Below are 14,692 nucleotides of genomic sequence, written 5' to 3'. Positions count from 1 at the left end.
ACGTCACCCTATTCAAGTGCGGCGGCGGACGAGGAGGGCCCGCGTCTCACGGTCGACCTGCTGAGCCTCTCCGGTGGGTACGACGACGACCGGTACCCGCGCCCCGGGCTCGCTGACGATCTCAGGACGGTCGGCGACGATCGCACGCAGGCCGCCCGCGAGGCCGAGGGCGGGCAGCCGGGCGCACACCTCCTCGCGCACCTCGGGCTGGTCCTCGCCGATCTCCCCGGTGAAGACCAGGGCGTCGAGCCGGTCGAGGGACGCGGCCATCGCGCCGATGCCCCGACGGCAGTGATGGGTGAAGACGTCCAGGGCGAGCGCGGCACGCTCGTCCCCCGCGCCCCGGCCGCGGACGAGGTCACGCGTGTCGTCCGAGGTGCCGGACAGGGCGAGCAGTCCCGCCTCGTGGTTCAGCGCCTCCTCGATGTCGTGCGCGGACAGGCCGTGCCTGGTCTGCAGCCACGTCAGGGCGCCGGGGTCGACGGTGCCGCTGCGGTGGCTCATCACCAGCCCCTCCAGCGGCGTCAGTCCCATCGTCGTGTCGACACTGCGCCCGTCGCGCACGGCGCAGGCGGAGCAACCGCCACCGAGGTGGGCGATGACGAGGTGAAGTCGGCCGGGCGGGCGGCCGAGGAGCTCGGCTGTCCGCCCGAGCGCCCAGGCGTACGACAGCCCGTGGAAGCCGTAGCGGCGCAGCCCGTACTCCTCGCGCCACGCGGCCGGCACCGCGTACTCCCGGGCGGCGGCGGGCAGGCCGGTGTGGAAGACGGTGTCGAAGCAGGCGACGTGCGGTACGCCGGGCAGCAGGTCCCGGGCCGCGTCCAGGACGGTGAGCGCCGGCGGAACGTGCAGCGGTGCCAGGCCGGCCACCCGGTCCAGCCGGGCGCGGACCTCGTCGTCGACCACCGTGTGCCGGAGCAGCTCCGGTCCGCCGTGGACGATGCGGTGACCGACGGCCGCGACAGTGGGCGCTTCGTCCAGCAGCCCCCGCAGCCGGCCTGAGGTGTCGTCACCGGGCGGGGAGTCGCCGCGGTGTTCGGCGAGGACCTTCCCGTCGTCACCGAACACGGTCAGGCGCAGGCTCGACGATCCCGCGTCGGCCACCAGGACCGGGCCGTTGCTCTCCGCCGACACGTCGCTCCTCTCCGGCGGTCCGGGGCCGCCCCGTGGGAATCGTTCCGAAGGGTGGGTCAGCCGGTGGGTACGGACCCATGCTCGTGTGTCGAGGGAGCAGCGGCGCGAGGTGAACGGCCGTTCGTGGTACGGGTCGCTTCGCTGCTCCGGCCGAACGCCGGTCATCCCCCGCCGCCGTTGATCACGCGCGACGGAGGCATACGCTTCCTCACCGGCGGGCACGGGCCGCTGATCGGCATGAGCGTCACCCTGCACAGGGGACTGAGCCGGCCGGACGCGTACGAAGACCTTCCCCCGGCGCGACCCTCGGTGCCGGCTCCCCGCAGGAGCGGAACAAGCGGTAGAGCGTCATACGAGCGTCACGACCACCAGCACGACTACCGGGACGCACCGCCCCGCTGCGGGCGGCCGATGATCACGGCACCGCGGAAGGGATCCGCCGAGACGGTCGCCATCGTGTCGAGCGACGGGTCGGGGACAGGCAGCAGATGGGCGTCGACCCAGGTGTCCCCCGTGGCCGCGTTGGCCCACGGGTCCTCGATCACGACGGCGCCGGGTACGGTGCCGTGGCAGAGCACCCAGTGCGGCACGTCGAACCCCTGCATCCCGGCGAGCGAGACCAGGAGCAGCACGTGCTCCCCTCGGCCGATCGCGCTCCGGATCGCGGTCATCGGGAGGTGGTCCGGGTCGATCGGGACGCCGGTCCGTCCGGCCTCCGTACGCGACGCGCGCTGGAGCACGGCACGCCACTCCTGCTCGTTCTCCGGGAGGTGGTCGAGCAGGACGGGCCGGTCCACGTCGAGGTGGACCGTGACGGGGGACGACGGCCACGCTCGCCGCACGGCGACGCCCAGCCCGACGGGCTCGCACGCGAGGAAGTTGGTCGCGTCCCGCCACAGCGTCAGCTCCGCCTCGCGGTCGAGCGCCTCCCACGGCAGCGTCCCCGCGTGCGCCTGCGCGACCAGGGCCGTGACGGCGCCGCAGGTGAAGTGGGTGGTCTGCCCGTAGTACGGGGGTTCGGTCACCGCGGTCACCGCCTCGTCGTGCAGCCAGCGGACGTACCCGGCCGCGGGCCCGGCCGCGTCCTCCGCCTGCGCGAGCGGAGGACACAGCGAGGTGAAGCCGGCGGCAGCGGCGTCCTCGGGGCTCGCCGTCCATCCTTCCCACTTGACCTGCGCGAGCCCCTGGCGGCGCGCGTGGGCGACGACGGCCGCGACGGCTGCCTGCACGTCACCGACGGCGTCGACGATCTTCAGATAGGCCGTGTGCGGGCGTGCCGACACGAGAGCGGCGGCGGTCCAGTCCGCGCCGTCGTCCCCCTCCTCACCCGGAACGGCCACGATGTGCGGGACGTGGGCGGAGCGGTCGGCCGTGTGCCAGCGCTCCGGCACATCGAGGTGTCCGAGCCGCTTCAGCAGGGTCGGCGACGTAGCGGACTCGAACGGTACGACGATGCTCTTCACGGGCGTTTCCTGTTGGGGCGGTCGGGGCGGTCGGGGCGGCATTTCGGTGCTCCTGGCGGGTCGGAGGGGACGAGGGGCAGTGATTCACCCGCGGGACTGCCGGAGCACCCACACGAAGTACGGAGCGCCGACCAGCGCGATCATGAGGCCCGCCGGTACCTGGGCGGGTGCGACGACCGTGCGGCCGAGGGCGTCGGCCACGCAGACCAGCAGTGCGCCGAGCAGCATCGCGACCGGGATCGCGCGGGCGTGCCGGGCGCCCACCAGTGACCGGGCGAGGTGCGGGGCGACGAGTCCCACGAAGCCGACGACGCCGACGGCGACCACGCTGAGCGCCGCGAGCACCGCGGCGATCGCCAGTGCGGCGAAGCGGGTACGTTCCACCCTGACGCCGACGATGCGGGGGGTGTCCTCGTCGACGGCGAGCAGGTCGAGCCGGCCCCGCATCGCGAGCAGCACGGGGAGCGCGAGTGCCAGGGCCACCGCGACCGGTACGACGTCGGGCAGTGTGCGGCCGTAGGTCGTGCCGGAGAGCCAGGTGAAGATCCGGGGTGTGTTGTACGGGTCGGCGCGCAGCAGGAGGAAGGTGGTGACGGAGGTGAGGCCGTACCCGCAGCCGATGCCGATCAGTACGAACCGGTCGGGCAGGAAGCCGCCGCGCCAGGCCAGCAGGGCGATCACCGCGAACGTGGCGAGCGCCGCCGCGACCGCGACCGCGACGAGCACGGGCTGTCCGCCGGACAGGCCCGACGTGACGACGCTCGCCGCGCCCAGCCCGGCGCCCGCCGTGATGCCGAGCACGCCCGGCTCCGCCAGCGGGTTGCGGACCGAGCTCTGCACGACGCATCCGGCCAGTCCGAGCGCCGCGCCGGCGAGGACCGCGGCGGTCACGCGTGGGACCCGGTCGTCGAGCGCCTGGCCGATCAGGTCCGGGGCGGCGCCCTGGATCCAGAGCGCGATGTCCCCTGTCCGCAGCCAGAGGCTGCCCGCCAGGACCGCCACGAGGACCGCCACGGCCAGGAGTGTCACCGCGCCGAGCACGACGAGGAGGAACGCGCGGCGCGACCGTACGGCGACCCGCGCGCGCGGTGGTTGCCGGACCTGGCCGGTGTCGCGGAGGCGCAGCGCGAGGACCACGATCACGACGGATCCGAGCAGCGCGGTCGGCACGCCGGTGGGGATGGAGGCGGCCCCGTCCGCACCCTGCACCGCGCGCAGGACCGCGTCCGCGAGCAGGATGAGCAGCGCGCCGAGCAGCCCGGCCGCGGGCACCAGGACGAGGTGCCGGCGCAGCGCCCGGACCCGTCCCGCGATCAGGCGGGCCAGGACGGGGGCGCCGAGGCCGACGAAGGCGATCGGCCCCGCGAGGGTCACCGCCGTGCTGGTCAGGAGCACCGCGCAGAGCACGGCGGTCACGCGGGTGGCCCGGATCGGCACGCCCAGGGTGGACGCGGCGTCGTCGCCGAGGTTCATCACGTCCAGCCGCCGGGACAGTGCCAGAGCGACGCACAGCACCACGGCCATGACGGGGTAGGCGCGTACCGACGCGTCGATGTTGAGCTGCGCGAGCGAGCCGCTCCCCCAGGCGTAGAGGCCGGTCGTGTTCTGGTTGAACAGGATGAGGAGCGTGCTGGTCGCCGCGTCCAGGGCCATCGCCGTCGCCGATCCGGCGAGGATGAGGCGGGTGCCCGCGGTGCCCGCGGACCGGCCCGCGAGGAGCAGCACGAGCGCCGCCGCGACCAGGCCACCGGCGAAGGCGACGGCGCCCGACGCCCACAGCGGGACGGTGAGGCCGAAGGCCGCGACGAGCGTGAGGGTGAAGTAGGACCCGGCCGTGACCGCGAGGGTGTCGGGGGAGGCGAGCGCGTTGTGCGTGACGGACTGGAGCAGCGTTCCGGCACAGCCGAGGGCGAAGCCCACCGCCACGCCCGCGAGCAGACGCGGCAGGCGCGAGCCGGTGAGGATCTCACCGACCGGCGCACCGTTCGTGCTCTCCCGTTCCCCGGCGAGATACCGCACCAGGTCGCCGACGCCGACGCCCGACGTCCCCTGCGTCAGGTGCCACATGCCCACCAGGGCGGTCACGACGAGGAGGAGTGCCAGGACGGCCACCCCGGTGGGGCCACCGCCGCGCTCGGCGCGCGGCGGCGTTTCCCCTCCGGGCGCCGATGTCCGCACTGTGCTCACGTCCTGCCCTGTGCTCACGTCCTGCGCTGTGCTCACGTCCTGCGCTGTGCTCACTTCTTGTCGAGTACGTCGACGTACGCGTCGATCGCCTGCTCGCAGGAGCGCGGACCGCCGGCGCCCCACACCCGCGCGGGGAACGAGTGCGCGCGGCCTTCCTTCACGGCCGGGAGGGACTTCCAGATCGGGTTCTTCTCCAGCGCCGCGACGTACCCGCCGGCCCCTTCGTCGTTGGCGTAGAAGAGGTTGGCGTCCCCCACCGCGGTGAGGCCCTCGACGTCGGTCTGCGCGAGGCCGTAGGAGGGGTCGACGCCCCCGTCCCCGTGGTCCTTGTTGACGTCGTCGGTCCACGCGGGGTTCATGCCGAGTTCCTTGCCGATCTCGGTGAACAGGGCGCCGTCGCTGTAGGGGCGGACGGTGAGGTTGCCTCCCTGCAGCCATCCGTCGAAGAACAGGAAGTCCTTCGTCGGCAGATCGGCGTCGGTGACCTTCTGCTTCGCCGTCGCGAGGTGCTCGTCGAACTCCTTGAGCACCTGGTCGGCCCGCTCGGTGCGCCCCGTCGCCTCGCCGATCATGCTGAAGACGTCCCGCATGTTCCCGATCGGGTCCTTCGGGTCCGCGCCCCGCGTGGCCATCACGGGGACGCCCCTCTTCTCCAGCTTCGCGATCATCTCGTCATCGGCGTCGAACGCCTCCACGATGACGAGGTCGGGCTTGGCCGCGTAGAGGGTGTCGAGGTCGGGCTCCTCACGGGTGCCGATGTCGGTCACCCCGTCGGGCAGCTTCTCGGCGCTGACCCAGGTGCGGTATCCCTTCGGGTCGGCGACCGCGGTGGGGGTGACGCACAGGGTCAGCGCGTCCTCGATCTGCTGCCACTCCAGGACCGCGATCCGTTCGGCGGGCTTGTCGAGCTTCACCTGCCGGCCGACGCCGTCCTTGAAGGAGACCGGCTTCGTCGAGGTGGCCGTGGTGTCCTGGGCGCAGTCCTTCGACGCGGGCGACGCACTGGCACTGCTGCTGCTGGCCTCGGCCTTGTCGACGTCGGTCGTGCCGCAGGCCGTTGCGGCGAGGAGGACGAGCCCTGTGGAGGCTGAGGCCGCCAGACGACGGGCACGGTTCATGAAGGGTCCTCTTTCTTGCGATGTGCTGTGCTTGCGATGTGCTGTGCTGTGCTGTGCTGTGCTGTGCTGTGCTTGCGACGCACGTGCGACGCGCTCGCGATGCGTTGGAGCGGCCGATGTGCCGGAGCGGCGGATGTGCCGCTTCAGGCGGGGTGCCGCCCGAGTGGGTCGATACGGAGACGGCCCGTGCGCGGATCGACGCTGACCTCGACACGGATGTCGTAGACCTCGCCGATGTTCTCGGCGGTGAGGACGTCGGCGGGCGCTCCGGCCGCGTGCACGCGGCCGGAGCACATCAGGACGATCGTGTCCGCGACGCGGGATGCCTGGTCGAGGTCGTGCAGCACGATCCCGACCGCGATGCCGTGCTCCTCGACGAGATCGCGCACCAGGTCGAGCGTCTCGATCTGGTAGCGCAGGTCCAGGTGGTTGGTCGGTTCGTCAAGCAGTACGACGCCGGTGTCCTGGGCCAGGCAGGCCGCGAGCCAGACACGCTGCATCTCCCCGCCGGAGAGTTCCCCGACCGGCCGGCCGGCCATGTCCCGCACACCGGTGACGCCCATGGCGTGGTCGACGGCGGCCCGGTCCTCGGCGGTCGGTCCCGCGAAGCCACGCCGGTAGGGGTGGCGTCCGAACGCCACGACCTCCGAGACCGTCAGGCCTTGGGGCGCCGGCCTCGACTGGGAGAACAGCGTGACCTCGCGGGCGAACTGACGGGCGCTGAGCAGGGCCGCGTCACGCTCTGGCTGTCCGTCGGGGGCGCCGAGCGTCACCCGGCCGCCGTCCACCCGGTGCAGTCGGGAGAGCGCACGCAGCAGCGTGGACTTGCCGCTGCCGTTCGGCCCCACCAGGGCGGTCGCGCGGCCGGGTTCAAGGCCGAGCGAGACGCCGTGGACGACCGGCTTGCCGCCGTACCGCAGTACCAGGTCGTGCCCGTTGAGGGCGGCCACCGGCACGGCGGGGCCGGCCACCGGGTGGCCGGTGCGCCGGAAGGGGCTTGTGAACATCGATGGGTCCGGGTGGTCGGAGGGGCAAGGACTGCGGCACCCTCCGTCCGGCCTTCACCGGCCGGGCCGCGAGCTCTCCCACGCACGGGAAGCACGCTTCGCGGCAAGCACCAACTAAGGGAAGGGTTACCTAACTCCGAGAAGGTTATATTCCGCTCGCCATGTCGACAATCAGGAGTTCTGGACACGCGATACGGGATTCCGGACAGCACCGGGGAGCCGTCGGACAGCCCCGCGGGCGCCGTCAGGCCGCGTCGAAGAACGCGCCCGGGGTGGTTCCCATGACCCGCCGGAAGGCGGTGATGAAGGTGCTGGGCTGTGCGTAGCCGAGCGTCTCGGAGACCGTCGTCACGTCGAAGCCCTCGGAGAGGAGCGTCAGCGCCCGGTGCACGCGCAGCATCTGCCGCCACTGTGCGAAGGAGAGACCTGTCGCGTGACGGAACGCGCGGGTGATCGTGCGGTCGCTGATCCCCAGCCACCGGGCCCACTCCTCCAGCGAGCGGGAGTCGGCGGGGTCGGCCAGCAGGGCTTCGACGATCGCGTCGATCCGGACGTCACTGGGCAACGGCAACGCGAACTGGCGTTCCGACGGCTGGAGCACGTCGAACACGACCGACTCCGCCCGTGCCCTGGCCGCCGCGTCGAGATCCGTGCGGGACAGATGGGTCAACAGCGACTCGAGCAACGGCGTCATCGCGATCGCTGTCGGTTCCCCTGACGCGAACGCGAACGACGTGCGGTCGGGAGCGAAGAAGGCGTCGTGGAATTCCGCACCCGCCGTCACCCGGCCCCCGTGCACCACTCCGGCGGGCATCCACAGCCCGTGCCCCTCGGACACGGTGAAGACGCGGTCCGCCACCCGGGACGTCAGCGTTCCCCCGCGTACCCAGACGAGCTCGTGCGAGGGGTGCGAGTGCGGTGCCCACTCCGTGGGAACGCTGGGGATCCGGAACCCGGCGACGATGGCGGAAGGGCCCACCGCCTGCTCCGGGAGCGCCACGGCCCGGCGCACCACGGTGCCCGCCTCGCGCCGCCACATCCCGGGGGTCGCCTCACCGGGGGACGATCGGACCATGCGGACGAGTCTATCCAGGGCCGGGACCCGCACCGGCCGCCCGGGCCCCTCGTCCGCGAGGAACCGGCGAGCGGTGCGGCGAGGAAGGCGCCACCAGGAAGGCGTCACATGGCCCTGAACGGGGCCGATGTGCGAGGAGAGTCAAAGGAACAGCGGCTCAGGCGCCCTTGGCGAGCGGCTCCAGGATCGCCACACATTCCACGTGATGCGTCATCGGGAACAGATCGAACACCCGCAGCGTCCGCACCCGGTACCCCCCGTCCCGGAAGTACCCCAGATCCCGCGCCAGCGCCGCCGGGTCGCAGGCCACGTACGCGATCCGCCGCGCGCCCAGCGACGACAGGTGCTCCACTGTCTTCCGCCCCGCGCCCGCGCGCGGCGGGTCCAGCACCACCAGGTCCACCTCGGTGATACCCGTCCGCGGCAGCACGGCCTCGACCTTGCCCTGCTCGATACGGATCCGCTCGAAGCCGGCGAGGTTGTGCCGGGCGTCCTCCACCGCGCGCTTGCCGGACTCGATGCCGAGGACCGCGCCCTTGTCGCCGACGCGGTCGGCGAGGGCGCCCGCGAAGAGGCCCACGCCGCAGTACAGGTCGAGGGCCGTCTCGCCCTTGCGCGGCAGCAGGCCCTGCATGACCGCCTTCACCAGCGTGTCCGCCGCCTTCGGGTGGACCTGCCAGAAGCCGCCGGAGCCGACACGGTACGTACGGTCGTCCGCGCGCTCGCGGACGAAGGGGCGGCCGTGGACGCGGTGGACCCCGCCGTCCTTCTCGCCGACGCGCATCACCGAGACCGGACGGTCCAGCTCCACGATCGGCAGGCGCGCACCCGGCCTCGGGGTCAGGATCACCTGGCGGTCCTGCGAACCCGTCGCCGCGATCGCCTCGACCGACTCCATGCCGGTCCAGTCGCGGGTCTCGATGCCCAGCTCGCTGACGCCCTCGGCGGCGATCATGCAGTGGTCGATCGGCTCGACCTCGTGCGAGCGGTGGCGGCGCAGGCCCGCACGGCCGTCGGGGGTGATCGCGTACTGCACGCGCGTGCGCCAGGACGGGACCTGGCCCGCCGGGACCTTGTCGCCCTCGGCCGGCATCACCGTGCCGTCCCAGCCGGCCTCCTCGGGCGTGAGGCCCGCGAGCCGCTTCAGCTGCTCGGCGACGACCTCGCCCTTGAGCCGCCGCTGGGCGCCCGGCTTGGCGTGCTGCCAGTCGCAGCCGCCGCAGCGGCCCGGCCCGGCGAACGGGCAGGGTGCCTCGATGCGGTCCTTGGAGGCGTCCAGGATCTCGACCGCGTCGGCGCGCAGGAACCGTGCGCCCTCCTCGCCCTCCGTCACCCGTGCGACGACCCGCTCACCGGGCAGCGCGTGCCGGACGAACAGGACCTGTCCCTCGTCCGTGCGGGCGATGCAGTGGCCGCCGTGGGCGACGGGGCCGATCTCGACCTCGTACTCCTCCCCCACCAGCGATTTCTTCGGTTCTGCCTGCATGGTGGGTGACTCCGTGGGGTGATCGTGGGGTGCGAGATGCCGAGCGGCCGGACAACAGCCCACCAGTCTACGGGGCCGAGGAGGACTCCTTGTCCCGGCGGGGAGCCGGACCGCGCCGCACCGCGCCCGGTGCGCTCCACTCCTGCCGCCTGCGCGCCCGGCGCTTCGCCGCCTCGGAGGACTCCAGCTGGTACGGCACCGAGGTGACCATCACACCCGGGGTGAACAGCAGCCGGCCCTTGAGGCGCAGCGCGCTCTGGTTGTGCAGCAGGTGCTCGTACCAGTGGCCGACCACATACTCGGGGATGATCACGGACACCACGTCGCGCGGGGACTCCCGGCGCAGGCTCTTGACGTATTCGATGACGGGCCGCGTGATCTCGCGGTACGGCGAGTCGAGGACCTTCAGCGGTACGTCGATGCCGCGCCGGTTCCACTCCTCCCGGAGCGCCTTGGTCTCGGCCGGGTCGACGTTGACGCTGAGCGCCTCCAGGGTGTGCGAGCGCATCAGCTTGGCGTAGGACAGGGCGCGCAGGGTGGGGCGGTGGATCTTGGAGATCAGGACCACCGAGTGCACGCGCGAGGGCCGTACGACGTCGTCCTCCGCCTCCTCCGGCGCCGCGATCTCGTCGGCCACCCGGTCGTAGTGCCGGCGGATCGCCGACATCGTCGCGTAGAAGATCACCATGCCGAGCAGGGCCACCCACGCGCCGTGCGTGAACTTGGTGACGAGGACGACGACCAGGACCAGCGCCGTGAAGAAGGCGCCGAAGGCGTTGATGGCGCGGGAGCGGACCATGTGGCGCCGCTTGGCCGGGTCCTTCTCGACGGCCAGGTGGCGGTTCCAGTGCCGCACCATGCCGGTCTGGCTGAGGGTGAAGGAGACGAAGACGCCCACGATGTAGAGCTGGATCAGGCGCGTGGAGTCGGCGCCGTAGATCCACACCAGCAGTACGGCCGCGCCCGCGAGCAGCACGATGCCGTTGGAGAAGGCGAGCCGGTCGCCGCGGGTGTGCAGCTGGCGCGGCAGATAGCGGTCCTGGGCGAGGATCGAGCCGAGCAGCGGGAAGCCGTTGTACGCGGTGTTGGCCGCGAGGAACAGGACCAGCGCGGTGGCGGCGGCCAGGACGACGAAGAAGAACGTGCCGTCACCGAAGACCGCGGCCGCGACCTGCGAGATCACCGGGTTCTGGACATAGCCGTCACCGACCGGGACGCCGTCGCGGAGCAGGTCGTGCGCGGGGTTCTCGGCCATGCGGACGTCGGTCGCCATGGCCAGGCCGATGATGCCGCAGAACATGGTGACGGCGAGGCCGCCCATCAGCGCCAGCGTCGTCGCCGCGTTGCGCGACTTGGGCTTGCGGAAGGCGGGCACGCCGTTGGAGATCGCCTCGACGCCGGTGAGCGCGGCACAGCCGGAGGAGAAGGCCCGCAGCAGCAGGAAGACCAGGGCGAAGCCGGCGAGTCCCTGGTGCTCGGGCTCGATGTGCAGATCGGCGGTCGGGGCGCGCATGGTGTCGTCGAGGACGAGACCGCGGAAGGCACCCCAGGCGATCATGGCGAAGACGCCGACGACGAACACGTACGTCGGGATCGCGAAGAGCTTCCCGGACTCCTTCACCCCGCGCAGGTTCATCAGCGTGAGCAGCACGATGATGCCGACCGCGCAGAGCACCTTGTGCTCGACGACGAAGGGGATGGCCGAGCCGAGGTTCTCCACGCCGGAGGAGATCGACACGGCGACGGTCAGGACGTAGTCCACGAGCAGGGCGCTCGCGACGGTGAGGCCGGCCCGGGGGCCGAGGTTGGTGTTCGCCACCTCGTAGTCGCCGCCGCCGCTGGGGTAGGCGTGCACGTTCTGCCGGTAGGAGGCCACCACGGTGAACATCAGCACGACGACCGCGACCGCGATCCAGGGGCTGAAGCTGTACGCCGACACGCCCGCGATGGACAGGACCAGCAACACCTCCCCCGGGGCGTAGGCCACGGAGGAGAGCGGGTCGGAGGCGAAGACGGGGAGTGCGATGCGCTTCGGCAGCAGGGTCTCCCCGAGCCGGTCACTGCGCAGTGCGCGCCCGATCAGGATCCGTTTGGGCACGTCGGTCAGTTTGGACACGCAGAGGATCGTAAGCCGTCGGGGCGCGGAGCGCCCACCCTCGCCCGGGCGTGGTTCGCCGTCCGGGCGCTGCGGCGCACCCGTCTGCCCTCCGGGTGAATTGGGGCACCGGGCGAGCTGCGGATTCCGTCGCGCACCGTACGGACGTGTCTATATGACAAAACCTTTCCTTGCGCATGGCGAAACCTTTTCTTCCGCCTCTTCCCTCCCTCTCCCCCCTCCCTTCCCCTGGAGATTCCATGACGCACGCCACCGCGGAACTCATCGGCGCCGCCGCCGCACTCGTCGGACTCGGCGTCCTGACCCTGCTCAGCGTCCGCAGCATCAGCCGCCGCTGACCGGCGGGCTTTGTGCACGGGGGTGCCCCGGGCCGACCGCGCGTGTGTAGCTTGGGCGTCGGTCTGAGACCCTGTTGTCTGCGTTTCGACGTCACGGCCGAGCCGTGACCATTGACACCGGAAGGACGGTCGTGCACATCGTCATCATGGGCTGCGGAAGAGTGGGCTCCGCTCTTGCCCAGACCCTGGAGCAACAGGGGCACACGGTCGCCGTGATCGACCAGGACCCCACCGCCTTCCGACGACTGGGCTCCGGGTTCGGCGGCCGTCGTGTCACCGGCATCGGTTTCGACCAGGACACCCTGCGCGAGGCGGGCATCGAGGAGGCGGGCGCGTTCGCCGCGGTCTCCAGCGGTGACAACTCCAACATCATCGCCGCCCGCGTGGCCCGCGAGATGTTCGGCATCGAGAACGTGGCGGCGCGGATCTACGACCCCCGCCGTGCCGAGGTCTACCAGCGCCTCGGCATCCCGACGGTCGCCACCGTCCGCTGGACCGCCGACCAGATGCTGCGCCGGCTGCTGCCCTCGGGGGCCGAGCCGCTGTGGCGCGACCCCACCGGAGGGGTGCAGCTCGCCGAGGTGCACGCGTCCCCGGCCTGGGTGGGCCACAAGATCAGCAAGCTGCAGGAGGAGACCGGCATCCGGGTCGCGTTCCTGACCCGGCTGGGCGAGGCCATCCTGCCCACCTCGCAGACGGTGCTGCAGGAGGGTGACCTGGTGCACGTGATGATGCGCACGGACGACATCGAGAAGGTCGAGGCGGCCTTCGCCGAGGGTCCTTCCGAGGAGGGCGGTCACTGATGAGGGTCGCCATTGCCGGAGCCGGGGCGGTCGGCCGCTCGATCGCGGGCGAGCTGCTGGAGAACGGCCACGAGGTCCTGCTCGTCGACAAGGCGCCGACGGCCATCTCGGTCGAACGCGTCCCGCAGGCGGAGTGGCTGCTCGCCGACGCCTGTGAGATCACCTCCCTCGACGAGGCGGCGCTCCAGCGCTGCAACGTCGTGATCGCCGCCACGGGCGACGACAAGGTCAACCTGGTCGTGTCCCTGCTGGCCAAGACGGAGTACGGCGTTCCGCGCGTCGTCGCCCGCGTCAACAACCCCAAGAACGAGTGGCTGTTCAACGAGGCCTGGGGCGTGGACGTGGCCGTCTCCACCCCGCGTCTGATGTCGGCCCTGGTCGAGGAGGCGGTGAGCGTCGGCGACCTGGTCCGGCTGCTCCGCTTCAGCCACGGCGACGCCAACCTCGTCGAGCTGACCCTGCCGGAGGAGTCGGCCCTGGCCGGCACCCAGGTCGGCGACGTGGAGTGGCCCGAGGACACCTCCCTGGTCACCATCATCCGCGGCACCCGGGTGCTCACCCCCTCCCAGGAGGACTCCCTGGAGGCGGGCGACGAGCTCCTCTTCGTGGCGGCCCAGGCGCGCGAGGAGCAGCTGGAGGACCTGCTGTCGGTGCGGCGCGAGGACGCGGTCGGCTGAGCCGCGCCCGTTGTACGTGAGTGGGGGCGCCCCGGTCGAACCGGGGCGCCCCCACTCACGTACTCCGCTTCTCGCTTACGGCTGCTCCGCGGCCCGGCGCTCCCTCTCCGCGCGCTCGCGCTCCTTCTCCGCGCGCTCCTCCGCCTCCATCTCGGCGAAGACGTCGATCGGCGCGGGCGCCTTCGCCAGGAACACCCAGGTCAGCCAGACCGCCAGCAGGAAGGGCGGGATCTTCAGCGCGACGAGGACCCAGCCGAGCTGGGTGGTGTCGGCCCACCAGTACAGCGGGAAGAGGATCGCGCACTTGGCGAGCAGGATCAGGCCCCAGGCGTAGCTGGCCTTCGCGTACGCCTTCTTGCGGCCGGGGTTGCGGGTGCGCCAGGAGAGGTTCTCCTTGAAGACCGGGCCGAGGATCAGGCCAAGCAGCGGCACACCGGCGAGCGTCGTGATGATGTACGCGAGGGCGAGGCCGAGCGTGTACAGCATGCCCGGCAGATAGAAGTCCTTGGCGTTGCCGGTCATCATCGCGAAGACCACACCGAAGGCGACGCCGAAGACACCGCTGAAGGCGTGCTTGACGGTGTCCTTCATCGCGAGGCGCACCGCGACCATGACCAGCGACACGGCGAGGGCCGCGATGGCCGACGCGTGCAGATCCTTGTTGATCGTGTAGATCGTGACGAAGAGCAGGCCGGGCAGCACGGTCTCGACCATGCCGCGGACGCCGCCGAACGCCTCGAACAGCGCGGCCTCCGTCACCGCCTTGGCGTCGTGCCGGTCCTGCTGCTCCTCGGCTGCGGCTTCGGTCGGCTTGTCGAGGGACGTCACGGGCTACTCCCGTCCGAGCGGTCTGAGTTCGTACTTCGGATTGAACAGCACCCTACGGCCCCGGCTCATCGAGATCCGGCCGGAGGCGATCAGCTTGCGTCCCGGTTCTATACCGACGATGGAGCGCCTGCCGAGCCACACCACGTCGAGGGCGGCCGTACCGTCGAAGAGCTCGGCCTCCAGCGCCGGGACTCCGGCCCGCGGGCGGAGCGTGACCGTGCGCAGGGTGCCGGTGACCGTCACGATCTCACGGTCCCGGCAGTCACCGATACGGGTGCATCCCGCCGTCTCCGCGTCCTCCCGCAGTTCCTCCGACTCCAGGTCCTCCTGGGAGGACGAGAGCCGGTCGAGCATGCGACGGAACCGGCCCGCCGGCTTTTCGGGACGAGGAACAGGACTCATACCGAAAGCGTACCGGGGGGTCGCCGACACCGGTTGAGCGAGTGCGCTGGGCCGCGCT

At 71.8% G+C, this 14,692-nt stretch carries 12 protein-coding genes; 2 read left to right on the top strand and 10 right to left on the bottom strand.

Annotated features, from left to right (window positions below; all coding sequences use genetic code 11):
- Positions 1–12 precede the first annotated feature (12 nt).
- From IE242_RS32825 to IE242_RS32790, 8 genes are all read right to left on the bottom strand, one after another.
- The gene (locus tag IE242_RS32825; RefSeq protein WP_189865915.1) at positions 13–1,134 is read right to left on the bottom strand and encodes an acetate/propionate family kinase; all 1,122 of its coding nucleotides are present in this window, start codon (positions 1,132–1,134) and stop codon (positions 13–15) included.
- Between the two features lie 377 nt (positions 1,135–1,511).
- Positions 1,512–2,639 (bottom strand): peptidase C39 family protein, encoded by a 1,128-nt coding sequence (locus IE242_RS32820; protein WP_189865914.1) that lies wholly within the window; start codon positions 2,637–2,639, stop codon positions 1,512–1,514.
- A 42-nt stretch (positions 2,640–2,681) separates the two neighbouring features.
- Positions 2,682–4,784 carry an iron ABC transporter permease gene (locus IE242_RS32815; RefSeq protein WP_189865968.1) on the bottom strand — a complete coding sequence of 701 codons (2,103 nt, stop codon included), beginning with the start codon at positions 4,782–4,784 and terminating at the stop codon, positions 2,682–2,684.
- Positions 4,785–4,834: 50 nt separating this feature from the next.
- Complete coding sequence (locus IE242_RS32810) at positions 4,835–5,902, bottom strand: ABC transporter substrate-binding protein (RefSeq protein WP_189865912.1); 1,068 nt, start codon at positions 5,900–5,902, stop codon at positions 4,835–4,837.
- A 143-nt stretch (positions 5,903–6,045) separates the two neighbouring features.
- On the bottom strand, positions 6,046–6,909 hold the full coding sequence (locus tag IE242_RS32805; protein WP_189865910.1) for an ABC transporter ATP-binding protein: 864 nt from the start codon (positions 6,907–6,909) through the stop codon (positions 6,046–6,048).
- 244 nt (positions 6,910–7,153) lie between these two features.
- Positions 7,154–7,984 carry a helix-turn-helix domain-containing protein gene (locus IE242_RS32800; RefSeq protein ID WP_229859742.1) on the bottom strand — a complete coding sequence of 277 codons (831 nt, stop codon included), beginning with the start codon at positions 7,982–7,984 and terminating at the stop codon, positions 7,154–7,156.
- A gap of 157 nt (positions 7,985–8,141) precedes the next feature.
- The gene (locus tag IE242_RS32795; protein ID WP_189865909.1) at positions 8,142–9,470 is read right to left on the bottom strand and encodes a class I SAM-dependent RNA methyltransferase; all 1,329 of its coding nucleotides are present in this window, start codon (positions 9,468–9,470) and stop codon (positions 8,142–8,144) included.
- A gap of 67 nt (positions 9,471–9,537) precedes the next feature.
- On the bottom strand, positions 9,538–11,586 hold the full coding sequence (locus tag IE242_RS32790; RefSeq protein WP_189865907.1) for an APC family permease: 2,049 nt from the start codon (positions 11,584–11,586) through the stop codon (positions 9,538–9,540).
- Positions 11,587–12,055: 469 nt separating this feature from the next.
- Here IE242_RS32790 and IE242_RS32785 point away from each other — a divergent pair, with 469 nt between their 5' ends.
- Positions 12,056–12,727 (top strand): potassium channel family protein, encoded by a 672-nt coding sequence (locus tag IE242_RS32785; RefSeq protein ID WP_189865963.1) that lies wholly within the window; start codon positions 12,056–12,058, stop codon positions 12,725–12,727.
- Positions 12,727–13,404 carry a potassium channel family protein gene (locus IE242_RS32780; RefSeq protein ID WP_189865906.1) on the top strand — a complete coding sequence of 226 codons (678 nt, stop codon included), beginning with the start codon at positions 12,727–12,729 and terminating at the stop codon, positions 13,402–13,404. Before IE242_RS32785 ends, IE242_RS32780 begins: the two co-directional genes overlap by 1 nt.
- A gap of 75 nt (positions 13,405–13,479) precedes the next feature.
- Here the strand turns inward: IE242_RS32780 and IE242_RS32775 are convergent, their stop codons facing one another.
- Both IE242_RS32775 and IE242_RS32770 read right to left on the bottom strand, forming a co-directional pair.
- Entirely contained in the window at positions 13,480–14,232 is a 753-nt protein-coding gene (locus tag IE242_RS32775; RefSeq protein WP_189865904.1) for a DUF3159 domain-containing protein, read from the bottom strand.
- A 3-nt stretch (positions 14,233–14,235) separates the two neighbouring features.
- Entirely contained in the window at positions 14,236–14,634 is a 399-nt protein-coding gene (locus tag IE242_RS32770; protein WP_189865902.1) for an OB-fold nucleic acid binding domain-containing protein, read from the bottom strand.
- Positions 14,635–14,692: the final 58 nt, after the last annotated feature.

This window comes from Streptomyces poonensis (genome assembly GCF_014650915.1).
Taxonomy (GTDB): Bacteria; Actinomycetota; Actinomycetes; order Streptomycetales; family Streptomycetaceae; genus Streptomyces; species Streptomyces poonensis.
The sequence above is the reverse complement of the archived record's forward strand: the minus strand, read 5'-3'. Positions and strand labels throughout refer to the sequence as shown.